The organism is Streptomyces sp. NA02950, assembly GCF_013364155.1.
In the GTDB taxonomy this organism is placed as follows: domain Bacteria; phylum Actinomycetota; class Actinomycetes; order Streptomycetales; family Streptomycetaceae; genus Streptomyces.
The window spans coordinates 2,258,980-2,282,024 of sequence record NZ_CP054916.1; the positions used below are offsets into that span (position 1 = coordinate 2,258,980).

The following is a 23,045-nucleotide window of genomic DNA, read 5'->3' on the forward strand; positions in this document are numbered from 1 at the left end:
GGACCGGACACTGCACCGGACACAAGACCGGACACAAGGGGCCGCGGCTCAGTTAACGCCACGGTACGCACGCCGCGCCATACGGAGAGCGAAAATCAGACCGGCTGGGATGGATCGTCCGCAGCGGCGTTCGGTGCGGTAAGCAGGGCCCATGGATCGCACCTCACGTGACAATGCGCAGGTCGCCGGAGTGCTGCTGGCGGCGGGCGGCGGACGGCGGCTGGGCGGACGGCCGAAGGCCCTGTTGAGGCACCGGGGGCGGCCGCTGGTGGAGCACGCGGCGCGCGCGCTGCGGGAGGGCGGCTGCGCCCCGGTGCACATCGTGCTGGGCGCCGCCGCCGAGGAGGTGCGGGCCCGGGCCGAACTGCCCGGCTGCGTCCTGGTCGACAATCCGGACTGGGAAGGCGGCATGGGCTCTTCGCTGCGGGCCGGGCTGGCCTCGCTGGCGGCGACGGGTGCGTCGGCGGCGCTGGTCACGCTGGTGGATCAGCCCGGTATCGGCGCCGAGGCGGTGGCCCGGCTGCTGGCCGCGTACCGCTCGCCGGACAGCCTGGCGGCCGCGGTGTACGACGGGGTGCGGGGCCATCCGGTGCTGTTCGGGGCGGACCGGTGGGCCGATGTCGCGGCGGACGCGGTGGGCGACCGCGGGGCGCGCGACTATCTGCGGGCGCACCGAACGGCGCTCACGCTCGTGGACTGCTCGGACATCGCTCGACCGGGTGACATCGACACCACCGAGGACTTGACGCTGCTGGAGTGAACCGGGGTGGCACCGGGGGCCATGGGGAGGCCGGCGCGGAGGCCGATGCGGGGCCGATGGGGTGAGGAGCAGCTCTCCCCTCAACAAAAGATTGAAGTTCCACCATAAGGAAATTACTATCCACAGATCAGAAGGTCTGTGGGGCGTCAGGCTGCCCGCACGACGCCGCACCGCCCTTCTCCCACCCCCGGCACCCCGTGCCACGCACCGCCTCCTAAGGAGTGTCCGCTCATGCCAGCACCAGCGCCGTCCCCGCTGGCCGTTGTCGACACCGAACCTCTGGACCGCCAGGGCGAGGTGCTGACCGACGCGGCCCTGGCCTTCCTCGCCACGCTGCACGACCGCTTCACCCCGCGCCGCGACACCCTGCTCGCCCGCCGCGCGGAGCGCCGCGCCGAGATCGCCCGCGCCAGCAGCCTGGACTTCCTCCCCGAAACGGCCGCCATCCGCGAGGACCCCGACTGGCGGGTGGCCCCGGCACCGCCCGCCCTCGAGGACCGCCGGGTGGAGATCACCGGCCCCACCGACCGCAAGATGACCATCAACGCCCTCAACTCCGGGGCCCGGGTCTGGCTCGCCGACTTCGAGGACGCGTCCGCCCCCACCTGGGAGAACGTGATCGGCGGCCAGCTCAATCTGATCGACGCCTACGAGCGCCGGATCGACTTCACCTCCCCCGAGGGCAAGCGCTACGCCCTGCGCCCGGACGAGGAGCTGGCCACCGTGGTCACCCGGCCGCGCGGCTGGCACCTCGACGAGCGCCATCTGCGGGCCTCCGACGGCCGCGCGGTGCCCGGCGCGCTGGTCGACTTCGGGCTCTACTTCTTCCACAACGCACACCGGCTGCTGGAGCGCGGCAAGGGACCGTACTTCTACCTCCCCAAGACCGAGTCCCATCTGGAGGCCCGCCTCTGGAACGACGTCTTCGTCTTCGCACAGGACTACGTGGGCATTCCGCAAGGGACCATCCGCGCCACCGTCCTGATCGAGACAATCACCGCCGCCTACGAGATGGAGGAGATCCTCCACGAGCTGCGCGACCATGCCTCCGGGCTCAACGCGGGCCGCTGGGACTACCTCTTCTCCATCGTCAAGAACTTCCGTGACGCCGGCCCCGGCTTCGTCCTCCCCGACCGCAACGCGGTCACCATGACCACCCCGTTCATGCGCGCCTACACCGAACTCCTGGTGCGCACCTGCCACAAGCGCGGGGCCCACGCGATCGGCGGGATGGCCGCGTTCATCCCCAGCCGCCGCGATCCGGAGGTCAACGCCGTCGCCCTGGAGAAGGTCCGGGCGGACAAGGACCGTGAGGCGGGCGACGGTTTCGACGGCTCCTGGGTCGCCCACCCGGATCTGGTCCCGGTCGCCCGCGCCGGCTTCGACGCGGTCCTCGGCGACCGGCCGCACCAGAAGGACCGGCTGCGCGAGGACGTCCACGTCACCGCGGCCGAGCTGATCGACATCTCCTCGGTGGACGCCGGGCCCACCTACGCGGGGCTGCGCAACGCCGTCCAGGTCGGGATCCGCTACATCGAGGCGTGGCTGCGCGGACTGGGTGCCGTCGCCATCTTCAACCTGATGGAGGACGCCGCCACCGCCGAGATCTCCCGGTCCCAGATCTGGCAGTGGATCAACGCGGGTGTGGTGTTCGAGAACGGCGAGAAGGCCACGGCCGACCTGGTGCGCCGGGTGGCGGCCGAGGAACTCGCGGCGATCCGCGAGGAGACCGGGCCGGAGGGCTACGCCACCGGTAAGTGGGACCAGGCACACGATCTGCTGCTGAAGGTGGCGCTCGACGAGGACTACGCGGAGTTCCTCACCCTGCCCGCCTACGCGCTGCTGGACTGAGCCGTACCGACGGGCGGAGAGCAGGGGCCCCGGACCACTGGAGAGCGCCGTCGCGGTCCGGGGCCCCTGCCGTGCCGTCAGGGGGTGAAGAGCTGGGAGCTCGGCACGATCCGCTGGGACTGATCCGGACTGGACCACAGCAGCTTCATATGGGCCTCGCCGGTCCGCTCGGTGTAGTCGATCCTGATGGTGTGGCGGTGTCCGGCGCGCAGCGCGACGGTCGCCTTGTCGACCCGCGGCTCGTGCGGGGTGGTGGAGTCGATGACCAGCCGGCCGTCGATCCACACCCGGGCCGTGTCGTCGGAGACGGTGGTGAGGGTGTAGGTCTCGCTGTGGCGGGGCTCCAGGAAGCCCGTCCACCGGACCCCGAAGTGGTCCACGGGCACCGCGGGATCCGGTGAACCGGCGAACTTCCAGGCGTGGTTGACGGTCGGGTCGGTCCGGGTGACGGCGGGCTGCCCGGTGAAGGTGTCATTGGCGTAGATCTCCGCCCGCAGTCCCTTTCCAGCCCCCGGCGGGACGGACGCCGGGGGCTTCACCGACAGCGCGATCACCGAGGCGGTGGGGTCCGGCGCGCCACCGGCCGGGGTGAGGTCGAAGCCGTCCCCGGCCTCGGTGACCGTGATCCGCTGTCCGCCGCCCAGCACCCGTGCGCCGGTCACCCGGAACGGTGTCCTCGCGCTGAGGTGGAGGGACCGCCCGGCGGCGGGCCAGGAGGTGACGGACGCGTAGAGGGTGTTGCCCCGCCGGCTGACCGCGCCCCAGGAGGGCTCGGCCACCAGCCCGGGGGCACCCGCACCGTACACCGCCCGGCCCTGACCGTCCGTCCGCAGCCAGTCGCCGATGGCGCGCAGCCGGTCGACGGAGGGCTGGGGCACCCGGCCGAGCCGGTCGGGGCCGACGTTGAGCAGGTAGTTGCCACCGCGGCCGGCGATGTCCAGCAGATCGCGGGTGAGGGTGGCCGGGGACTTCCAGTTCTGGTCGTACTTCGCGTACCCCCAGTGGTCGTTGAGGGTCATACAGCTCTCCCAGAGCTGGCCGTCCACCGGGGCGCCGGGGATCTCCTGCTCGGGGGTGCCGTAGTCACCGTCCACGACGCGCCGCTTGCCGACCCGGTTGTTGATGACGAGGCCGGGGTCGAGCCCGCGCAGATATGCCTCCAGACGTTCACCGTCCCGCGGGGACCAGCGGTTGACGGGGTTGTCCGTGTCCCATTCTCCGTCGAACCACAGCAGATCCGGGTGATAGCCGTCGATCAGCTCCTTGAGCTGCGCGTACATCCGCTTCTCGTAGGCCGGGAAGGTGGCGGGGCCGGCGAAGTCGGGGTCGTGCCAGTCCCAGATCGAGTAGTAGAAGCCCAGCTTGATCCCGGCGTCGTCGGCGGCGGACTTCAACTCGGCCAGGATGTCGCGCCGCTTGTCGAAGGAGGAGTGGTCGCGCAGGTTCCAGCCGTTGTGCCGGGTCGGCCACATCGCATAGCCGTCGTGGTGCTTGGAGGTGATGACGATGTAGCGCTGTCCGGCGTCCTTGGCGGCCTTGACGACCGCCTTCGCGTCGAAGGCGGCGGGGTTGAAGCCCTGGGCGATGTCCTCGTACTCGCGCCGGGGGATGGAGCAACTCCGCTGGATCCACTCGGCGTTGCGGCAGACCGAGCCGTCGGTGCGGGTGTACTCGCCCTCCAGCTGGGAGTAGGCGCCGAAGTGGAGGAACATCCCGAAGCGGTCCTGCCGCCACCAGGCGGTGCGGTCGGCGGTGAACGGGTCGTCGGTCGCGTAGTCGGTGCCGGGACCCGCCGCGGCGCGGGCGGTGGGTGCGGCGGGTGCGGCCACTGCCGGGGCGGGCCCGGCGAGGCCGGGGCCGGTGAGGATCGTGGCGAGCACCAGCCCGAGCAGCACGCTCAGCGCGCGCCTCGGTCTCGGTGACGGTGATCGGAGGAATCTGCGGGCTCGTCCGGGCATACGCATGGCGGCTCCTGTGCTCGTGCGGAGGTCGGACAGGAGGGCTGGCCAGCCGCGTACGGGAACCTAGAGCCGTAAAGGTTGGATGTCAACGGACCTCGTACCCGATGAATGCCCGTCAACCTCCGCCGGGAGAGCATTTCAGAGGTCAAGCCATCCGATGAATCTCCCGAACAGGGGCAGCGCAGTCAGAAAGGGAACCGCACCCGGAGACCGCGGGCCGAAGCCCCCGGTCGCCGGGTGCGGTCGCCGCCACGGACCCGGTGCGCATGCCGGGCCCGCGTCCGGCCGGGAGCCGTCCCTCCCGGCCGGAGCCCTGGGTCACCCGTCGGCCGCGATACGGGCCAGCCGGTGCGCCTGGTCGCGCGCGCTCCGCGCGATCTCGTCCTCGTCGGCGGTGAGCAACCGCCCCTCCTCCACCACCGGTTCGCCGTTCACCAGCGACAGGGTGACCGGGGCCGCCGCGCCGAGGACGAGCGCCGCGACCGGGTCGGCGATGGTCGAGTGTCCGATGCCGTCCAGCTTCCACAGCACCAGGTCGGCCAGTTTGCCCGGCTCCAGGGAGCCGATCTGGTCCTGCCGTCCCAGCACCTGAGCGCCGCCGTAGGTGCCGAGACGCAGCGCCTGACGTACGGTCAGCGCCTTCTCGCGGTGGCTGCCGAGCCGGTTGACCAGCAGGGCGTTGCGCAGTTCGGTGTGGAGTTCACCGGACTCGTTGGACGCGGTGCCGTCCACCCCCAGGCCGACCGGCACCCGCGCCGCGAGCAGATCCGGCACCCGCGCGATACCTGCGGCGAGCCGGGCGTTGGACGAGGGGCAGTGGGCCACACCGGTGCCGGTCCGGGCGAAGGCGGCGATGTCGGCGTCGTTCATGTGGACGCAGTGGGCCATCCAGACGTCCTCGCCCAGCCAGCCGGTCGATGCGAGGTAGTCGGTGGGGCCCATGCCGAACAGCTCATGGCAGAACTTCTCCTCCTCCACGGTCTCCGAGCCGTGGGTGTGCAGCCGTACGCCCTTGCGGCGGGCCAGGGCCGCGCCCTCGCGGAGCAGTGCGGTGGAGACGGAGAAGGGTGAGCAGGGCGCGACCGCGATCTGGAGCATCGAGTCGAACGAGCCGTCGTGGTGGGTGTCGATCGCCTCCTCCGTGGCGGTCAGCGCGCCCTCGGTGGTCTCCACGGCGAAGTCCGGCGGCAGCCCGCCCGCGGAGGCCCCGCGGTCCATGGAGCCGCGCGCGGCGGTGAACCGCACCCCCAGCTCCCGCGCCGCGCGGATCTCGGCGCCGAGCAGATCGCCGGTGCCGCGCGGAAAGACGTAGTGGTGGTCCATGGCGGTGGTGACCCCGCCACGCGCCATCATCGCGAGCGAGCCGCGGGCCGCCGCGTGGACCATCTGCTCGTCGATCCGCGCCCAGGTCGGATAGAGCGCCACCAGCCAGTCGAAGAGGTTGCAGTCCTGGGCCAGACCGCGGGTGAGCCACTGGTAGAAGTGGTGATGGGTGTTGACCAGGCCCGGGGTGGCCAGATGGCCGGTGCCGTCGATCCGGCGGACCACACCTTCCAGCTCCCGGGGCGCGGGTCCGGCGCCGACCGACTCGATGCGGTTGCCCGCGACGACCAGATGCCCGGAGGTGTACTCGGTGTCGTCGGCGTCCACGGTGGCGACGGCACAGTTCTCGATGACGGTGCGGTTCACGTACGGCGCCCTTCAGTCGGTGGGGATCCGGGGCGTGGCACCGTCCCGCAGCACGGTGGCCTCGATCAGGCCGTAGGGCCGGTCGGCGGCGTAGTACACCTCGTTGTCGTTCTTGAGGCCGAAGGGCTCCAGATCCACCAGGAAGTGGTGCTTGTTGGGGAGGGAGAGCCGTATCTCGTCGATGTCCGGCCGCTGTTCGATGACGCGGGCGCCCATCTGGTACAGCGTCTGCTGGAGCGAGAGCGAATAGGTTTCGGCGAAGGCGGTCAGCAGATGGCCGCGCGTCTCGGTGTAGCTCTGCTCCCAGTCCGGCATCGGCCGGGTGTCATCGCTCCAGCCGGAGCGCCAGCGGGCGTGCACCTCGGTGGCGAGGATGCGGTCGCGGGCCTCGGGCAGGGTGGTGTACTTGTCCTTGACGTAGCCCCAGAACTCGGAGTCGGTGGAGTTCAGGACGGTGAGGTCGGTCAGCCCGGAGACCACTTCCCAGCGCTCGCCGTCGTAGGAGATCTGGGCGGTGCGGGTCTCCCGGCCGGAGCGGACGAAGGAGTGCCGGGCCTCGCCGGAGGTCTCGATCCGGTCCCAGGAGTACTCCTCGATCCGGATCCGGGCGGAGTGGATCGGCTCCTGGCTGGTGACGAAGTGGCGGGCCAGGTGGATGCCGAACTGCTCGGCCGATGTGATGCCGTGTTCCTTGGCGAAGGCGTACACGGTGTTCTTGGTGGTGTCGGTGGGCAGCACATGGGCGTTGCTGCCGGAGAGGTGGACCTCGTCCATGTCGCCGGAGAGCGCCACCGAGACGTTCAGGTCCTTGATGTGGTGGACGGCGCCGTCGCGCACCACGCGGACGACACGGCATTCGGCTTTGCCGTACTGGTTCTGGCCGAGCTCGGGCATCGGGCTCAACTCCCTCGGTATACGGAGTAGCCGAACGGGGTGAGCAGCAGCGGTACGTGGTAGTGCTCACCCGGTTCGACGGCGAAGACGACCGCCACTTCGGGGAAGAAGGCGTGGGGCAGATACGGCCCGGTGGCGAAGCGCAGCCGTACCTCGGTGGTGCCCTCGGGGAGGGCGGGCAGATCCTTGCAGCGGCCGTCGGCGTCGGTGGCGGAGGTGGCGTGCGGGGTCCAGTCCGCACCGCTCGCGCCCCGGGCGGACAGCTCCACGTCGACGCCCGCGGCCGGGCGGCCGACGCTGGTGTCCAGGATGTGGGTGGACACGGAGGTGGCGGTCGCCATCAGCGCTCTCCTTCCGCTGCGGCCTCCAGGAGGCGGATGAGCCGGATGCGGTTGATCTTTCCCAGCTCGGTGCGGACGATCTCGCGTTCGGTGTCCGCGTCGTTGCCGATCCGCTCGCCCAGAGCAGCGCGCATCTCCTCACCGGTGCGTCCGGTCGCGCAGATCAGAAAGACGTGGCCGTGGCGCTCCTGGTAGGCCAGATTGAGTTCGAGCAGCTCGGCGCGGAGTCCGGCGCGGACCCCGCTCTGCTCGCGGGCCGAGGTGGCGTCGCCCGGGGTGGGCCTGCCGATGGGCGGATGTCCGGCCATCGCCTCGGCGAGATCGTCGGCGGTCAGCGCGGCCATGGCCGCGTCGGAGGCGGCGAGCAGCGCCTCGACGGTGGCGTACGGCCGCCCCGAGGCCACCGCCCCGGCCCAGGCCCGGCCGGTACACACCTCGTGCAGCAGCCCGGCGGCATCGCGCTCGGCCGCGGAGTTGAACCGGGTCAGGCCCGGCGGTGCGCTGGTAGTCACATCGGCAAGCTAGGAGCCCCCCGCGGCAAACGTCAACACTTTGTTGAAAACTTTCGGTGACACCATCGTCCCGGATCTCCTGCCGTCGCGGAGTGGCCCGGGCCCGGCCCCGCCGACGGCGCCGACCGCCGGGCGTTCGCCTACGCGGTGCGCCACCGACGGCGCCTTCGGCGCGCACCGGGGCGTCCGGTCGGGTCCGGAGGCGATCCCGCACCTGTGCGCCGAGGTGGGGCGGCCCGCCGCCTGGACCCCGGCCGCCCTCGCGGCACGCCCCCGCTACCGGACCCTGGTGGGGATCAACCGGATGGCGGCGGCGCGTCCTTCTCGCGGTTGAGGTAGTTGTAGACGGTGAAGCGGCTGACCCCGAGTGCGCTCGCCACCGTCTCCACACCGTGGCGCACCGAGAAGGCACCGCGCTGCTCCAGGAGACGGACCACCGACTGCTTGGTCTTGCGGTCCAGGTCGGCGAGCGGGACGCCGTGGCGGCGTTGCAGATCGGCCAGGATGTGGTCGAGCGAGTCGGACAGATGCGGCAGCCGGACGGCCACCACCTCGCGGCCCTCCCAGGAGAGCACCACATCGTCACCGCGCGCCCGCCCCGGGGCGATCATCTCCCCGCCCATGGCGTCGACGAGGGGTTTGACCGCCGAGACGAAGGGGTGGTCCTCCGGCGCGCTCACGCCCCGCCCTCCCGGCCCGCGCCGGCCTCGCCGATCACGTTGACCTGGAGCGAGATCCGGGTGGCGCCCGCCTCCAGGGACGTGCGCAGCAGCTGGTCCACGGCGGTGAGCACGGCGTCGGCCTGCCCCTCGGCGGTGTTGCCGAACGGACCGACGTCCACGGCGTCCAGCGCGGCGGACTGCACGGTCTCGCGGGCCACCACGGCATGCGGCGGCACCTCGTCGAGGTCGAACGGCTCGGTGGTGAACTCAACCCTCAATCTCACGCCGCCAAACCTACTGCGCCCGGGGGCGCCTCGGGCAGCCCCTCTTGACAGCCCCGCGACCACCATCCCATGCTTCCGTAATCCAGAAAGCAGCTTCCGCTATACGAAATCTCTGGAACGGAAGGAGCCGAGGGCCCATGGACCGCACGGACCAGCGCTTCAAGCGCGCCGAACGCCGCGAGCGCTTCGACGTCAATCTCTCGATCCTCTTCACCGAGCTCCCCCTCCTTCAGCGCCCGGCGGCCGCGGCCGCCGCGGGCTTCACCGCGGTCGAGCTGTGGTGGCCATGGCCCCGGGACCCCACCCCCGGCCGGGCCGAACTCGACGCGCTGCGTGCCGCGCTGGAGAGCGCCGGGACCCGGCTGGTGGGGCTCAACTTCTACGCGGGCGAACTGCCCGGCCCCGACCGCGGCGCGCTGTCCGTACCCGGCGAGGAGTCCGACCGCTTCCGCGCCAATGTCGAGGTCGCCGCCGGCTTCGCCGAGTCCGTCGGCTGCACCGCGCTCAACGCGCTGTACGGCAACCGGATCGGCGGGGTGGACCCCGCGGTCCAGGACGCCCTGGCGCTGGAGAACCTGGCCCTGGCCGCCCGCGCCGCCGACCGGGTGGGCGCGACCCTGCTGGTCGAGGCGCTGGGCGCCGCCGAGTCCCCGCACTACCCGCTGGTCAGCGCGGCCGCCGCGGTCGAGGTGGTGGAGCGGGTCGACAAAACCACCGGCCTGGACAACGCCGCCTTCCTGATGGACCTGTACCACCTGGCCAGGAACGGGGAGGACCTGCCCCGGGTCATCGACACCTACGCGGCCCGCACCGGCCATGTGCAGATCGCCGATGTCCCGGGCCGTGGCGCACCCGGCACCGGCACGCTCGAACTCCCCGGTCTGCTGGACCGGCTGCGCGAGGCCGGTTACGACGGCTGGATCGGGCTGGAGTACAAGCCGGACGGGCCGAGCGCCGCGTCCTTCGGCTGGCTGACCGATCACCGGACCCACCGATGACCGACCCGACCACCACCGAGCCCGACGAGAAAGGCCGGACCGTGAGCGGCTCCCTTCCCACCATCGCCTGGATCGGACTCGGCATCATGGGCTCCCCCATGGCCGAGAACCTGATCAAAGCGGGCTACGACGTCACCGGATTCACCCTCGAACAGGAGAAGCTGGACCGGTTGGCCGCGGCCGGTGGCACCCCCGCCGCCTCCGTCGCCGAGGCCGTCCGGAACGCCGGTGTCGTGATCACCATGGTGCCCGCCTCGCCCCAGGTCGAGGCGGTCGTGCTCGGCGTGGACGGCGTACTGGCACATGCCCGCCCCGGCAGTCTGCTGATCGACATGTCCTCCATCACCCCGCGGACCTCCCAGGCCGTGGCGCGGGCCGCCGCCGAGGACGGCAGGGGCGTCCGCGTCCTCGACGCCCCGGTCTCCGGCGGTGAGGCCGGGGCGGTGGAGGCCGCGCTGTCCATCATGGTCGGCGGGGAGCCGGAGGACTTCGAACGGGCCCGGCCGATCTTCGACGCCCTCGGCAGGACCGTGATCCGGTGCGGCCCGCACGGCGCCGGTCAGACCGTGAAGGCCGCCAACCAGCTGATCGTGGCGGCCAACCTCCAGGCGTGCGCCGAGGCCGTGGTGTTCCTGGAGAAGTCCGGCGTGGACCTCGAGGCCGCGCTCGACGTGCTCGCTGGCGGGCTCGCCGGATCCACCGTCCTCCGGCGCAAGAAGGACAACTTCCTGCGCCGCTCCTTCGCCCCCGGTTTCCGGATCGATCTGCACCACAAGGACATGGGCATCGTCACCGCCGCGGCCCGCGACGTCGGCGCCGCGCTGCCGGTGGGCGCCGTGGTGGCCCAGCTCGTGGCCGCACTGCGCGCCCAGGGCGACGGCGGGCTGGACCACTCCGCCCTGCTGCGCGGTGTCGAACGGCTCTCCGGGGCGGCGGCCACCGGCCGCTGACCGCCGCCGACGCCCCTCCCGAACCCCCGGGCGGCGGTGACCGGCAGCTGTCCCAGTCGCGCCCCGCCGGTGCCGCCGCCCGGGCCAGGTCCTGCCCGGTGGGTCTTTGAGTCGCGGGCCCGACGAGATCCGCCGGACAGGGCCTAACACGCCTGCCCCGTCACGCGGCAGGAAACTCCCAACTCCTCGCACCGGGCGCCCACTTCCTGGAGCATGGGCACGACCGCCGCCCGTCCCCATGGACCTTCCGGAGCCCCGAGATGACAGACAGCGTGCCGGTGCGCTGCCCCGCGTGCCGTCGCGAGCAGTCCTTCACCCCGCCGACCTTCCCCTGCTCGTGCGGCGCCCCGCTCACCGTCCCGGTACTGCGCGACGGCGCGCCCGAGGAGATCGAGCACCGCACCTGGCAGGACATCTGGGTGGTGGTCGACTGCCCCTCGTGCGGCCGCCAGGGCCACTGGCCGCAGCCGGAGTTCGGCTGCGGCTGCGGAGTGCTGGTGCGGGTCCCGGTCACACCCCCGCTGCCCGCCGCGGCCCCGCCGCCCGCCCCGGCGGTGGCGCGCCCGGCCTTCCGGCCGGTGACGATCCGTACCGCCCGGGACGCGGTGACCGCCGCCGCCCAGTATCTGAAGTGGCTCGGCTTCCGGGATCCCCGGCGGCCGGAGGACCGGGAGGCCGGGGTGGATCTGTACGGCACCGGTCTGGTCGCCCGGGTCGATCCCTCCACCCGCCCCGCCGGGCTGCGGGACATCGAATGCCTGTGGCTGCACGGGCTCCAGCGGTCGGCCCTGAGCGTGTTCTTCTCGCTGGCCGGTTACGCCCGGGAGGCGCGGGCGCGCGGCGACGCCCTGCACATCCCGCTGTTCATCATGGATCTCACCGGCACTCCGCAGCCGGTGAACGACCCGGCGGACGTGCTGATCCGGACGGGACCGCCGGATGGCTGAACTCCCCCGTGCCCCTTGTCCATCATGGACCCGCGGCGAGCCGTTTTTCCTCCTCTCCGCGGATGATCTCCGGGCGTTTTCCACGCCCTACGGTGGTGGTCGATCCCGCGTCGGATCGGCCGCCCACCCCCCTCCAGGAGCCGCGTCATGTCCTCTTCCGTCCCGTCCGCCGACCGCACCGTGCGGCACGGGGACGTCGAGCTGGCCGTCCGTGACCACGGCGGCACCGGCCCCGCGCTGCTGCTGCTCCACGGTGCCGGCCGTACGCTCGCCGACTGGTCGGGCGTCGCGGCCGGACTGACCGCGGACCACCGCGTCGTCGCCATGGATCTGCGCGCGCACGGCCACTCCTCCGCGGGCTCCGGGCCGTGGACCATCCCGGCCGTACTCGGCGACGTCCAAGCCGTGCTGGACGCCTGCGGGATCCCGGACGCGGTGCCCGTGGGTCATTCGCTCGGCGGCATGGTGGCCGCGCTCCACGCGGAGGCCCATCCGCACACCCCCGCCGCGGTCAACCTCGACGGCTTCGGTCAGGGGCGGCCCGAGAGTTACGTCGGTCTGGAGCGCGAGACGGTGCTCGAACGGCTGGCGCGCGCCCATGACGTCAGCCGGGCGGGCGCGGGCCGGGTCTTCCCGCCCGAGGGCCTGGACGCCGTCCGCGGCTACCAGAAGGCCATGGCGGACCAGCTGGGGTTCGCGCCCGAACTGCTGGAGGAGGGCCTCCGGCGCTCGCTGGCCGAGACCGGCGACGGGCAGCTGGTGCTGCGGCCCGAGCGGGAGCGTGCCGTGGAGATGCTCGACGCGATGGACGAGCTGGACATGGTCGCGGTCCACCGCCGGACCACCCGTCCGCTGCTGGTGGTGCGCGCCGGGCGGCTCGCGGACCAGGGTGACCAACTGGCCTGGTACGACGAGCTGATGGCGGCCTACGTCAAGGGACTGGACCGGGAGCTGGCGGCGCTCGCCGCCGAACGCCCCTCCCTCACGGTGCGCACGGTCGACGCCACGCACGCGATGCTGCTCGAGCGCCCGCGCACCCTTGCGGAGGAGATCCGCGCCTTCGTGCACCGGCTGGACTTGCGCTCATGACCGGTGAACGCTTCCGTTGAGGCACCGCCCCTCCACCGTTCACCCGCTCACCCGTCCCATCCGCACGACCGGCCGGAGGCGAACGATGGCTGCCCCGTGGTACCTCAGATTGTCCGCCGCCCTTGTCACCACTCTGACCCTGCTGCTCACCACCGGCTGCGGGGGCGGCGACAGCCCGCCGCGGCCCTCCGGGAGCTCCTCCGCGCCCGCCACCACGTCCCCGGGCGGTACCTCGGGCGGTACCCCGGCCCCCACCACGTCCCCGGCCGAAACCCCACCCGGCACCTCCCCGGGCCCGGTGGGCGACGGCTCTGCGAGCGGCGGCGGGGGCGGCTCGGAGAGCGTGGAGGGGGACATCGACTCGGCGGTGTCCGTCACCACCGCCTACTGGGCCGGACACTGGTCCGAGTTCTTCACCGGTTCCTACAGCGCCCCCCGGGTGCGGGGGGTGTACGACGGCTCCGCGCCGGACGTACCGCTGTGCGGCAACGAACCGCTGCCCGACGACAACGCCGTCTACTGCCCCGCCGGGGACTTCATAGCGTGGGACATGGATCTGATGCGCTGGGGCCACCAGCGGGGCGACGCCTGGGTGTACCTGGTCATCGCCCACGAGTGGGGCCATGCCGTCCAGAACCGGCTGGACGCGGGCCTGGTCGACCTGGCCCGTGAGCTCCAGGCCGACTGTCTGGCCGGGGCGGTGCTCTTCGGCGCCGCCCGTGACCAGACCCTCACCTTCGAGGAGGGCGACACCGAGGAACTGGCCGACGCGCTGACCGCCCTCGCGGACAAGACGCCCTGGACCAACACCTCCGATCACGGGGACGCGACCCAGCGGGTGTCGGCCTTCAGCCGGGGCGCGCAGTCCGGGGTGAAGGGCTGTCTGCCGAACGCGGGGCAGTGAACCGCGTCCGGCCGCCCGGCCGGTGCCGCCGTCAGCGCGGCGCCGGCTCCGCCGGCTGCCCGGCCAGGTCGGGGTCGGTACGGGACTCCGGGAGCGGCGCCAGCTCACGGGCGCCGCTCTCGCGCAGCTCCACCTTGCGGACCTTGCCGCTGACCGTCATCGGGAAGGCGTCCATCAGCCGCAGATAGCGGGGCACCTTGTAGTGGGCGAGGCGTCCCCGGCAGAAGCGGGCGAGTTCATCGCGGGTGAGGGTCTTGGCGCCGTCCGCCAGGATGACGCAGGCCATGATCTCCTCGCCGTACTTCTCGTCGGGGACGCCCACCACCTGCACATCGGCGATCTTGGGGTGGGTGTGCAGGAACTCCTCGATCTCCCGCGGATAGACGTTCTCCCCACCGCGGATGATCATGTCCTTGATCCGGCCGACGATCTGGACGTAGCCGTCCTCGCCCATCACCGCGAGGTCACCGGTGTGCATCCAGCGCGCCGGATCGATGGCCTCGGCGGTCAGAGCCGGCTCCTGCCAGTAGCCGAGCATCACCGAATAGCCGCGGGTGCACAGCTCACCGCGGGTGCCGCGGGGGACGGTCACCCCGGTGGCCGGGTCGACCACCTTGACCTCGACATGGGGCATCACCCGGCCGACGGTGCCGGTGCGGCGCTCCAGGTCGTCGTCGCGCCGGGTCTGGGTGGACACCGGTGAGGTCTCGGTCATGCCGTAGCAGATGGACACCTCGGCCATGTGCATCTCGGACACCACCCGCCGCATCACCTCCACCGGGCACGGCGAGCCCGCCATGATCCCGGTGCGCAGCGAGGAGAGGTCGAAGGTGGCGAAGTCGGGCAGGCCCAGCTCGGCGATGAACATCGTGGGCACGCCGTACAGCGAGGTGCAGCGCTCCCGTTCGACGGCGGAGAGGGTGGCCGCGGGGTCGAAGGCCGGGGCGGGGATGACGATGCAGGCGCCGTGGGTGGTGGCACCCAGATTGCCCATGACCATGCCGAAGCAGTGGTAGAAGGGCACCGGCAGACAGATCCGGTCCTGGTGGGTGTAGCCGACCATCTCCCCCACGGAATAGCCGTTGTTGAGGATGTTGTGGTGGGAGAGGGTGGCGCCCTTGGGGAAGCCGGTGGTGCCGGAGGTGTACTGGATGTTGACCGGGTCGTCGCAGGACAGCCGCGCCTCCCGCTCGGCCAGTTTCTCCGGCGGCACTTCGGAGCCCGCGCGCACCAGCCCGTCCCAGGTGCGGTCGCCGATGTAGACGACGTCGCGCAGGGCGGAGCAGTCGGCGCGCACCTGCTCGACCATGCGGCGGTAGTCGCTGGTCTTGTGCTCGATGGAGGAGACCAGCACGGAGATCCCGGCCTGCCGCAGGACGTACCGCAGTTCATGGACGCGGTAGGCGGGGTTGATATTGACCATGATGGCGCCGATGCGGGCGGTGGCGTACTGCACCAGGACCCATTCGGGACAGTTGATGGCCCAGATGCCGACCCGGTCGCCCTTGCCGACGCCCTTGGCCATCAGCCCGAGCGCGACCGCCTCGACCGCGCGGCCGAACTGGGCGTAGGTCCAGCGGCGGCCGGAAGGGACGTCGACCAGCGCGTCACGGTCGCCGAACCGCTCGACGGTACGGGCCAGATGGGCGCCGATGGTGTCGCCCAGCAGGGGTAGCTCGCCCGCCCCGCTGGCGTATGACAGGGCGGGTGGGGCCGGTGGGCCGGACGGCAGGGCGGTCATGGGGTCTCCTCGTTCGGAAGCGTGGGGGGAGGGGCGGGGGCGGTCATGAGGGCTCAGCTCTCCTCATGGAATTCGGTGCCGTCGCCGCGCGCGGTGGCTTCCCGCAGCTCGATGCGGCGGATCTTGCCGGAGACGGTCTTGGGCAGCTCGGCGAACTCCAGGCGGCGGATCCGCTTGTAGGGGGCCAGCACCGCGCGGGAGTGGGCGAACAGCGCCTTGGCGGTGTCGGGCCCGGGCTCCCAGCCCTCGGCCAGCACGATGTACGCCTTCGGCACCGCCAGCCGCACCGGGTCGGGCGCGGGCACCACCGCGGCCTCGGCCACCGCCTCGTGCTCCAGCAGCGCGCTCTCCAGCTCGAACGGCGAGATCTTGTAGTCGGACGCCTTGAACACGTCGTCGGCGCGGCCGATGTAGGTGATGTAGCCGTCGGCGTCACGCGTGCCGATGTCGCCGGTGCGGTAGCAGCCGTCCGCGGTGGCCTCGGCGGTGCGCTCCGCGTCGCCCTCGTAGCCGGTCATCAGGCCGACCGGGCGGCCGCCGGGTCCGGTGAGGTCGAGGCAGATCTCGCCCTCGTCGGCGGGCTGTCCGGTGACCGGGTCGAGCAGGACCACGGAGAAGCCGGGGGTGGGCCGTCCCATCGAACCGGCCTTGAGTGGCTGGCCGGGGGTGTTGGCCACCTGGACGGCGGTCTCGGTCTGGCCGAAGCCGTCCCGGATGGTGACGCCCCAGTCGCGCCGGACATGCTCGATGACCTCGGGGTTGAGCGGTTCGCCCGCGGCCACGGCCTCGCGCGGGGGGCACCGCAGCTGGGTCAGATCGGCCTGGATGAGCATCCGCCAGACGGTCGGCGGGGCGCAGAAGGTGGTGACCGCGCAGCGGTCCATCTCGGCCATCAGCCGGGCGGCGTCGAACCGGGTGTAGTTGTGGACGAAGACGGTCGCCTCGGCGTTCCACGGGGCGAAGAGGTTGGACCAGGCGTGCTTGGCCCAGCCCGGGGAGGAGATGTTGAGGTGGACATCGCCCGGCCGCAGCCCGATCCAGTACATCGTCGCCAGATGGCCGATGGGATACGAGACGTGGGTGTGCTCGACGAGTTTGGGGCGGGCGGTGGTCCCGGAGGTGAAGTACAGCATCAGGGGGTCGTCGGCGAGGGTCGGCCCGTCGGGCACGAACGGCTCGTCCGGCTCCTCCTCCGCCGTGATCTCGGCCGTCCCGGCGTCCTCGTAGGCGAGCCAGCCCTCCCGCAGACCGCCGACCGAGATCCGGGTGTAGTCGCCCGGCACCTCGGCGAACTTGCCGGTGTCCTCGGCCCGGACGACGACGTGCTTCGCCCGGCCGCGCTCGATGCGGTCGACGAGGTCGATCGGGCCGAGCAGCGGGGTGGCGGGGATGACGACGGCACGCAGCTTCATCGCGGCGAGCGCGGTCTCCCACAGCTCGCGCTGGTTGCCGAGCATCACGACGATGCGGTCGCCCGCCTCGACCCCGAGGTCGCGCAGCCAGCCCGCCGCCCGGTCCGAGCGCCGGCGCATCTCCTCGAAGCTCACTCGGGTTTCGGTGCGGTCTTCCTCGACGATGTGCAGAGCGGTGCGGTCGTTGCCCTCGGCGATGCGGTCGAACCAGTCCAGCGCCCAGTTGAAGCGTTCCGGGCGTGGCCAGCCGAACCCCCCGTACGCCACCGTGTAGTCCTCCCGGTGGCGGAGCAGGAAGTCCCGTGCCACGCGGAAGTCGTGAGACGGACTGTTTGCTGTCACATGTCCTCCTGATTGCCGTACCGCTCGCTAGCATCGTGGACGGGTGATCTGAGTCTCACCACCCCCGGACGGGGGTGACGGTATGTCGGGGAGGTGACTCGTGGCGGATTCGGACCGGGCCGTCGACGTACGGACAGCGCTGCTGCGGATGCGCCGTCGAGGTGGTCTGCCCGTGGCGTTCGGCGGACTGTTCGCGGGCTCACGGCAGTTCCGTATCTCCGAACTCACCGGCACCACCACCAACTCCCTGCGCGGGCTTGCCGTCACTCCCGGGAACGGCCTGGGCGGCAAGGTGCTCACCATGTCCCGGCCGATCTCCGTGGCCGACTACCCCGCCTCGCGGGCGATCAGCCATGAGTACGACGGGGCAGTGGTCGCCGAGGGGCTGCGCTCGATGCTGGCCGTGCCGGTGGTGGTGCGCGGCCGGGTCCGCGGAGTGCTGTACGGCGCGCTGCGCCAGCCGCTGATGCTCGGCGACCGGGCGCTGAGCGCCGCGGTGGAGGCGGCGCGCGAACTGGAGCAGTCGCTCGCGGTGCGGGACGAGGCGGAGCGGCTGATGGACGTGGCACAGCAGCCGTCGTCGGCCGCGGAGGCCGATCCGGCGCTGTGGGAGGAGGTGCGCGAGGCCCATGTCGATCTGCGGGCCCTGGCACACCGGGTGCCCGACCCGCACCTGCGGCAGGAGATCCTCCGCGCATGCGGACGACTGGCCCGCGCCTCGTCGGGCGGCACACGGGTGCCGCCGGGCCCCAAACCGGTGGAGCTGTCGCCGCGCGAGGTGGACGTGCTGGCGTGCGTGGCGTCCGGCGCCACCAACTCGGCCGCGGCGGACCGGCTGGGTCTGCGCCCGGAAACGGTGAAGAGCTACCTGCGCTCCTCCATGCGCAAGCTGGGTGCGCACACCCGCCTCCACGCGGTCGTAGAGGCCCGCCGAGCGGGCCTCCTCCCGTAGGGGTGGTGTCGGGAGCCGACGGCGTGAGCACCCCCGTACCGGCTCCGACGGGCGCTGCCGTGCCCTTTATGGCGTGGCCGCCTGCGCGCGAGGCGCGGTCGAGGGCTCGGCGCCGCACCTGGCCAGGGCCGAGGTCGGTGGCGCGGGGCACCGCGGCGGATGCTGGTGCGGCCAGGCGGACGGGCGGAGAGCAGGCCGCCATGGTGGCGGGGGCGCCCTCCCCGCGCCGCGGGACGAGCCGCTGCCGCACCGCGTGTGGCGCGTGCCGCCTGGGCGCGTGCCGGGCGGTCGGCCCGGGGGCGGGGGGGGGAGCCCGGGGGCGGGGGGAGCCCGGGGGCGGGGGGAGCCCGGGGGCGCACCCGGCCCGGGGCGGGTGCGGGCGCGGTTGCCGCGTTCGCGCCGCGCTTCGGGGCGCGGGGAGGGATATCCTGCACTGTGGTCGGTTTTCCCGCGCCCACGCGCCCGCGACGAGGAGGTGAGGTCCGCGATGCACGGTGAACCTCCCAGTCGTACGCCGCGAGGCGCCACCCCGGCCCGCCAGGCCTGAGCGCGAAGCAAGCGCGCCCCAGCCCGGCTCCGGTGGCGACGCCCGGCGGTGTGCCCCACACTCCGCTTCCGCGCCCGCTACCCGTAAAGGACTTCCCAATCGTGATGTCAAGCCGCCACTGTGACGGGAGGTGAACCTTGGTAGCACTGTCCGTCACGGATCATCGCCCACAGGACATTGAGGCGTCGGCGGGCGAGCGCGAGCAGGGCCTGCTTGTGTCCCTTTCCCTCGCTCCTCTTCCGTTGGTAGTACGCCTTCGAGGCCGGACAGCCCTTGAGGCTGGCCATGGCCGAGAGGTACATCGCCCGCAGCAGGCCGCGGTGGTAGCGCCTGGGTCTGCGCAGGTTGCCGCTGACGCGGCCGGAGTCGCGGGGTCGGGGGGCCAGGCCGGCGAAGCCGGCCAGGCGGTCGGCGCTGCCGAAGGCGTCCATGTCACCGCCGGTCGCGGCGATGAACTCGGCGCCGAGCTTGGTTCCCATGCCGGGCAGGCTGCGGATCACCTCGGCATGCGGATGCTCGCGAAACTTGGCCTCGATCAGGGCGTCGAGCTCGGCGATCTCCTCATCAAGGGCCATCACCCCCTTCGCGAGGCGGACCACCATGGCGGCGGCCAGCTTCTCGCCGGGCAGGGCCGTCTGCTGAGCCTGGGCAGCCTCCACCGCCGTCCTCGCAAGTGCGGCGGCGCCACGGACCCTCCGGTTCTTCAGCCAGGTCTCAATTCGCTTCGCGCCCGCGCGACGGATCGCAGCCGGGGTCTGGTAGCCGGTCAGCAGCATCACCGGCCCCTTGTTGACCAGGTCCAGCGACCGCTCCAACGCGGGGAAGATCTCCAGCAGTTGAGCACGGAGCCGGTTGATCTGCCGGGTGCGGTCGAATACCACGTCCAGGCGCCGGGTGGTCAGCGTGCGCAGGTCGACGGCGATCTCGTCTCCGGGGCGCAACAAGCCAAGGTCTCGGCGAACGCGGGCCTGGTCGGCGATGACGAAGGCGTCCTTGGCGTCCGTCTTTCCCTCGCCCTTGTAGGTGGCCGAGGCACGGTGGACCGCCAGGCCGGTGAGGTAGGCCATCGGCTGGTCGTGACTGAGCAGCAGGCCGATCAGCAGGGCGGCGCCGCCGTGGTTGAGGTCGACGGCCCACAGCACGTCGATGGATATCTCCAAGATGTCGGCGATGAGCTGGAGCAGTTCGGTCTCGTCGTTCAGGACCCGGCGGGACAGCAGCCGCTGACCGTCCGCGTTGATCACCACGCAGTGGTGGTGTTCCTTGCCGATGTCCACCCCGGCCCAGATCTCGGGCACGTTTCCTCCGCCAGCTCGCCGTTACATCGATCCCGCAGACGACCTCGCCGACGTTGTCCTACAGCAGCGATCAGAGTCGCGTCTCCCAATTGGCGGTCGAGTCGTCGCGGGGCCTCGGGTGGCCAAGTCCTTTGAGCCTTGCCAACGGCGCCCAACCATGAGCCATGCCCGAAGCCCCCGGGCCCTCCGATCTTACGAATGACCAGAGCAACCACCCTTGAAAGGTAGGACCCGCCATGTCCGAGCGCTCCTCCCGCACCCCGCGGTCCCCGAGGCGGTACCCCTGGCTGCGCCCCGCCGCCGCCCGTGAGGCGAACTCCGCTCCGCGGTCCTCCCCCGGCCGTCCGGGCCCACCGCGCGGCGAATCCCTCCCCGCGGCGTCCGACGGCGCCCCCGTCGCGGACGAGCGCAGCGTGGTGGACGCCGCGGTCTACCGCGGGGGCCGCCGGGTCGGCAACCCCGACACCCTGGCCGCCACCTACCGGCGGCTGCGCGAGGAGCCCGGCGCGATGGCGTGGATCGGGCTGTTCCGGCCGTCGGAGGCGGAGCTGCTGTCGCTGGCCGAGGAGTTCGATCTGCACAAGCTGGCCATCGAGGACGCGATGGAGGCGCATCAGCGGCCCAAGCTGGAGCGCTACGGCGAGACGCTGTTCGTGGTGCTGCGCGCCGCCCGCTATCTGGACGCGCCCGAGGAGGTCGACTTCGGCGAGCTGCACGTCTTCGTGGGCCCGGACTTCGTGATCACCGTCCGGCACGGCGCCGCCCCCGATCTGTCCGCGGTGCGCACCCGGATGGAATCGACGCCCGAGCTGCTGGCGCTGGGCCCTGAGGCGGTGCTGTACGCGATTCTGGACGCGGTCGTGGACGGCTACGCACCGGTCGTCGCGGGGGTGCAGAACGACATCGACGAGATCGAGACCGAGGTGTTCCGGGGCGACCCGGAGGCGTCCCGCCGGATCTACGAACTCTCCCGCGAGATGGTGGAGTTCCAGCGCGCGACCCGCCCCCTGGTGGGCATGTTGCGGGGGCTGATGGCCGGTTTCGACAAGTACGGCACCGACGAGGAGCTCCAGCGCTATCTGCGGGACGTCGCCGACCACGTCACCCACACCAGCGAGCGGGTGGACGGCTTCCGCTCGGCGCTCACCGACATCCTGGCGGTCAACGCCACGCTGGTGAGCCAGCAGCAGAACGCCGAGATGCGGGCGCTCGCGGAAGCCGGGTTCGAGCAGAACGAGGAGGTCAAGAAGATCTCAGCGTGGGCGGCCATCCTCTTCGCGCCGACCCTGGTGGGCACCATCTACGGGATGAACTTCACGCAGATGCCCGAGCTGCACTGGGTGCTGGGGTACCCCTTCGCGCTGCTGCTGATGGCCGCTGTGTGCGTCAGCCTCTATGTGATCTTCAAGCGCCGCGACTGGCTCTGAGTGGCGCGTCCGGCAGCCCCCGGGGCGGCCGGACGGTTGCCAGAGGGATCCACCAGGCCATACGTTTGAGCCCAAACATTCTCACGCACGCGAGGGAAGGCCGGACACCGAATGGACCTGGGACACTGGCTCGGCCGGGCCGTGGAGGCGAACCGTGAGTGGGCGGAGGGATTCGGCCCCGTTGCCACCCATCCGTCGCTGGAGATCGACGACGACCGGTTCGCCGAGGTGTTCGGCACGTTCACCGAGCGGCTGAAGGAGAACTACCCGTTCTTCCACCCCCGCTACGCGGGGCAGATGCTCAAGCCCCCGCACCCTGCCGCCATGGTCGGCTATCTCACCGCCATGCAGATCAATCCCAACAACCACGCGCTGGACGGCGGACCGGCCACCGCGCGGATGGAGCGGGAGGTGGTGCAGCAGCTGGCCACGATGTTCGGCTACGACACCCATCTCGGCCACCTCACCACCAGCGGCACCGTCGCCAACCTCGAGGCGCTCTTCGTCGCCCGTGAGCTCCACCCCGGCCAGGGCGTCGCCTACAGCGCCGAGGCCCACTACACCCACGGCCGGATGTGCGGTGTGCTGGGCGTCGAGGGACATGCCGTGCCCACCGACGGCCGGGGCCGGATCGACCTCGACGCGCTGGAGGAGCTGCTGGCCACGGGCCGGGTGGGCACCGTCGTCCTCACCGCGGGCACCACCGGCCTGGGCGCGATCGACCCCATCGACCAGGCGCCGGCGCTCCGCGAGCGCTACGGCGTACGGATCCACGTGGACGCCGCCTACGGGGGCTTCTTCACCCTGCTGGCCGGGGCCGAGGGCCCGGCCGGGCTGGCGGAGGCGCCCTGGCGGGCCATCGCCGAGTGCGACTCGGTCGTCGTCGACCCGCACAAGCACGGGCTCCAGCCCTACGGCTGCGGGGCGGTGCTGTTCGCCGATCCCGAGGTGGGCCGCTTCTACCTCCACGACTCCCCCTACACCTACTTCACCTCCGAGGAGCTGCACCTCGGCGAGATCAGCCTGGAGTGCTCGCGCGCCGGGGCCTCGGCCGCCGCGCTGTGGCTCACCTTCCAGCTGCTGCCACCCACCCCGGAGGGGCTGGGCCAGGTGCTGGCGGCCGGACGCCGGGCCGCGCTCACCTGGTCGGAGCTGATCGAGGGCTCGGAGCTGCTCGATCTCTACCAGCCGCCGGAGCTGGACATCGTCAGCTACTTCCCGGTGACCGACCCTCCCGCGCTCTCCGCGATCGACCGCGCCTCGGCCCGGATCCTCCAGGACGGGATGACCGGCGAGGACCCGGTCTTCCTGTCCACGCTCCGGGCCGGCGCCCGGGCGTTCACCGGCCGCCACCCCAAGCTGACCGCCGACGCGGAGGGCGCGCGGATCCTGCGCAGTGTGCTGATGAAGCCGGAGTCGGAGGACCATGTGGCCCGGCTGCACACCCGGGTCGAGGAACTGGCCCGGCGGGGCTGACCGCGGGG

General features: G+C 72.0%; 20 protein-coding genes. 10 read left to right on the top strand and 10 right to left on the bottom strand.

The window, feature by feature from the left end; genetic code table 11:
* The first annotated feature begins 151 nt into the window (after positions 1-151).
* Positions 152-760, top strand: coding sequence for an NTP transferase domain-containing protein (locus HUT19_RS09510; protein ID WP_176180038.1), 609 nt, complete (start codon positions 152-154; stop codon positions 758-760).
* A 231-nt stretch (positions 761-991) separates the two neighbouring features.
* Positions 992-2,611 (top strand): malate synthase A, encoded by a 1,620-nt coding sequence (gene aceB / locus HUT19_RS09515; RefSeq protein WP_176180039.1) that lies wholly within the window; start codon positions 992-994, stop codon positions 2,609-2,611.
* A gap of 77 nt (positions 2,612-2,688) precedes the next feature.
* On the opposite strand, the gene HUT19_RS09520 is transcribed toward aceB, so the two are convergent.
* From HUT19_RS09520 to HUT19_RS09550, 7 genes are all read right to left on the bottom strand, one after another.
* A complete protein-coding gene (locus tag HUT19_RS09520) occupies positions 2,689-4,575 on the bottom strand; it encodes an alpha-L-fucosidase (RefSeq protein WP_176180040.1) in 1,887 nt (628 codons plus the stop codon).
* 315 nt (positions 4,576-4,890) lie between these two features.
* Positions 4,891-6,261 carry an 8-oxoguanine deaminase gene (locus tag HUT19_RS09525; protein WP_176180041.1) on the bottom strand — a complete coding sequence of 457 codons (1,371 nt, stop codon included), beginning with the start codon at positions 6,259-6,261 and terminating at the stop codon, positions 4,891-4,893.
* 12 nt (positions 6,262-6,273) lie between these two features.
* Positions 6,274-7,155: a factor-independent urate hydroxylase gene (pucL, locus tag HUT19_RS09530; RefSeq protein ID WP_176180042.1), complete on the bottom strand. Its 882-nt coding sequence runs from the start codon at positions 7,153-7,155 to the stop codon at positions 6,274-6,276.
* A gap of 5 nt (positions 7,156-7,160) precedes the next feature.
* Positions 7,161-7,496, bottom strand: coding sequence for a hydroxyisourate hydrolase (gene uraH, locus HUT19_RS09535; protein ID WP_176180043.1), 336 nt, complete (start codon positions 7,494-7,496; stop codon positions 7,161-7,163).
* Positions 7,496-8,008: a 2-oxo-4-hydroxy-4-carboxy-5-ureidoimidazoline decarboxylase gene (gene uraD / locus HUT19_RS09540; protein ID WP_176180044.1), complete on the bottom strand. Its 513-nt coding sequence runs from the start codon at positions 8,006-8,008 to the stop codon at positions 7,496-7,498. The genes uraH and uraD overlap by 1 nt, the downstream gene beginning before the upstream one ends.
* Positions 8,009-8,304: 296 nt before the next feature.
* Positions 8,305-8,688, bottom strand: a complete 384-nt coding sequence (locus HUT19_RS09545; RefSeq protein ID WP_176180045.1) for a helix-turn-helix domain-containing protein — start codon at positions 8,686-8,688, stop codon at positions 8,305-8,307.
* Positions 8,685-8,954 carry a hypothetical protein gene (locus HUT19_RS09550; protein ID WP_176180046.1) on the bottom strand — a complete coding sequence of 90 codons (270 nt, stop codon included), beginning with the start codon at positions 8,952-8,954 and terminating at the stop codon, positions 8,685-8,687. The genes HUT19_RS09545 and HUT19_RS09550 overlap by 4 nt, the downstream gene beginning before the upstream one ends.
* A 137-nt stretch (positions 8,955-9,091) precedes the next feature.
* On the opposite strand from HUT19_RS09550, the gene HUT19_RS09555 reads away from it, so the two are divergent.
* The 5 genes from HUT19_RS09555 (at position 9,092) to HUT19_RS09575 (ending at position 13,842) form a co-directional block, all read left to right on the top strand.
* Positions 9,092-9,952, top strand: a complete 861-nt coding sequence (locus tag HUT19_RS09555; protein WP_176180047.1) for a TIM barrel protein — start codon at positions 9,092-9,094, stop codon at positions 9,950-9,952.
* On the top strand, positions 9,949-10,902 hold the full coding sequence (locus tag HUT19_RS09560) for a 2-hydroxy-3-oxopropionate reductase (protein ID WP_176180048.1): 954 nt from the start codon (positions 9,949-9,951) through the stop codon (positions 10,900-10,902). The genes HUT19_RS09555 and HUT19_RS09560 overlap by 4 nt, the downstream gene beginning before the upstream one ends.
* A gap of 260 nt (positions 10,903-11,162) precedes the next feature.
* Positions 11,163-11,849 (top strand): hypothetical protein, encoded by a 687-nt coding sequence (locus HUT19_RS09565; protein WP_176180049.1) that lies wholly within the window; start codon positions 11,163-11,165, stop codon positions 11,847-11,849.
* A 147-nt stretch (positions 11,850-11,996) separates the two neighbouring features.
* Positions 11,997-12,938 (top strand): alpha/beta fold hydrolase, encoded by a 942-nt coding sequence (locus tag HUT19_RS09570; RefSeq protein ID WP_176180050.1) that lies wholly within the window; start codon positions 11,997-11,999, stop codon positions 12,936-12,938.
* 85 nt (positions 12,939-13,023) lie between these two features.
* A complete protein-coding gene (locus HUT19_RS09575) occupies positions 13,024-13,842 on the top strand; it encodes a neutral zinc metallopeptidase (RefSeq protein WP_176180051.1) in 819 nt (272 codons plus the stop codon).
* A 31-nt stretch (positions 13,843-13,873) separates the two neighbouring features.
* Here the strand turns inward: HUT19_RS09575 and HUT19_RS09580 are convergent, their stop codons facing one another.
* Together HUT19_RS09580 and HUT19_RS09585 are read right to left on the bottom strand one after the other, a co-directional pair.
* Entirely contained in the window at positions 13,874-15,583 is a 1,710-nt protein-coding gene (locus HUT19_RS09580; protein WP_176180052.1) for an AMP-binding protein, read from the bottom strand.
* Positions 15,584-15,636: 53 nt separating this feature from the next.
* Positions 15,637-17,337, bottom strand: a complete 1,701-nt coding sequence (locus tag HUT19_RS09585; RefSeq protein WP_176180053.1) for an AMP-binding protein — start codon at positions 17,335-17,337, stop codon at positions 15,637-15,639.
* A gap of 100 nt (positions 17,338-17,437) precedes the next feature.
* On the opposite strand from HUT19_RS09585, the gene HUT19_RS09590 reads away from it, so the two are divergent.
* Complete coding sequence (locus HUT19_RS09590) at positions 17,438-18,289, top strand: helix-turn-helix transcriptional regulator (RefSeq protein ID WP_176180054.1); 852 nt, start codon at positions 17,438-17,440, stop codon at positions 18,287-18,289.
* A 654-nt stretch (positions 18,290-18,943) separates the two neighbouring features.
* Here HUT19_RS09590 and HUT19_RS09595 read toward each other — a convergent pair.
* A complete protein-coding gene (locus HUT19_RS09595) occupies positions 18,944-20,134 on the bottom strand; it encodes an IS110 family transposase (RefSeq protein ID WP_176179770.1) in 1,191 nt (396 codons plus the stop codon).
* Positions 20,135-20,370: 236 nt separating this feature from the next.
* Here HUT19_RS09595 and HUT19_RS09600 point away from each other — a divergent pair, with 236 nt between their 5' ends.
* Positions 20,371-21,561, top strand: coding sequence for a magnesium and cobalt transport protein CorA (locus HUT19_RS09600; protein ID WP_176180055.1), 1,191 nt, complete (start codon positions 20,371-20,373; stop codon positions 21,559-21,561).
* 111 nt (positions 21,562-21,672) lie between these two features.
* The gene (locus HUT19_RS09605) at positions 21,673-23,037 is read left to right on the top strand and encodes an aminotransferase class I/II-fold pyridoxal phosphate-dependent enzyme (protein ID WP_176180056.1); all 1,365 of its coding nucleotides are present in this window, start codon (positions 21,673-21,675) and stop codon (positions 23,035-23,037) included.
* Positions 23,038-23,045: the final 8 nt, after the last annotated feature.

What these genes read in the sequence shown, in the direction of transcription:
- pucL (WP_176180042.1), bottom strand. Translation starts at nt 7,155, where the DNA reads ATGCCCGAGCTCGGCCAGAACCAGTACGGCAAAGCCGAATGCCGTGTC.
- HUT19_RS09600 (WP_176180055.1), top strand. Translation starts at nt 20,371, where the DNA reads ATGTCCGAGCGCTCCTCCCGCACCCCGCGGTCCCCGAGGCGGTACCCC.
- HUT19_RS09570 (WP_176180050.1), top strand. Translation starts at nt 11,997, where the DNA reads ATGTCCTCTTCCGTCCCGTCCGCCGACCGCACCGTGCGGCACGGGGAC.
- HUT19_RS09510 (WP_176180038.1), top strand. Translation starts at nt 152, where the DNA reads ATGGATCGCACCTCACGTGACAATGCGCAGGTCGCCGGAGTGCTGCTG.
- HUT19_RS09560 (WP_176180048.1), top strand. Translation starts at nt 9,949, where the DNA reads ATGACCGACCCGACCACCACCGAGCCCGACGAGAAAGGCCGGACCGTG.
- uraH (WP_176180043.1), bottom strand. Translation starts at nt 7,496, where the DNA reads ATGGCGACCGCCACCTCCGTGTCCACCCACATCCTGGACACCAGCGTC.
- HUT19_RS09605 (WP_176180056.1), top strand. Translation starts at nt 21,673, where the DNA reads ATGGACCTGGGACACTGGCTCGGCCGGGCCGTGGAGGCGAACCGTGAG.
- aceB (WP_176180039.1), top strand. Translation starts at nt 992, where the DNA reads ATGCCAGCACCAGCGCCGTCCCCGCTGGCCGTTGTCGACACCGAACCT.
- HUT19_RS09565 (WP_176180049.1), top strand. Translation starts at nt 11,163, where the DNA reads ATGACAGACAGCGTGCCGGTGCGCTGCCCCGCGTGCCGTCGCGAGCAG.
- HUT19_RS09555 (WP_176180047.1), top strand. Translation starts at nt 9,092, where the DNA reads ATGGACCGCACGGACCAGCGCTTCAAGCGCGCCGAACGCCGCGAGCGC.
- HUT19_RS09575 (WP_176180051.1), top strand. Translation starts at nt 13,024, where the DNA reads ATGGCTGCCCCGTGGTACCTCAGATTGTCCGCCGCCCTTGTCACCACT.
- HUT19_RS09580 (WP_176180052.1), bottom strand. Translation starts at nt 15,583, where the DNA reads ATGACCGCCCTGCCGTCCGGCCCACCGGCCCCACCCGCCCTGTCATAC.
- HUT19_RS09520 (WP_176180040.1), bottom strand. Translation starts at nt 4,575, where the DNA reads ATGCGTATGCCCGGACGAGCCCGCAGATTCCTCCGATCACCGTCACCG.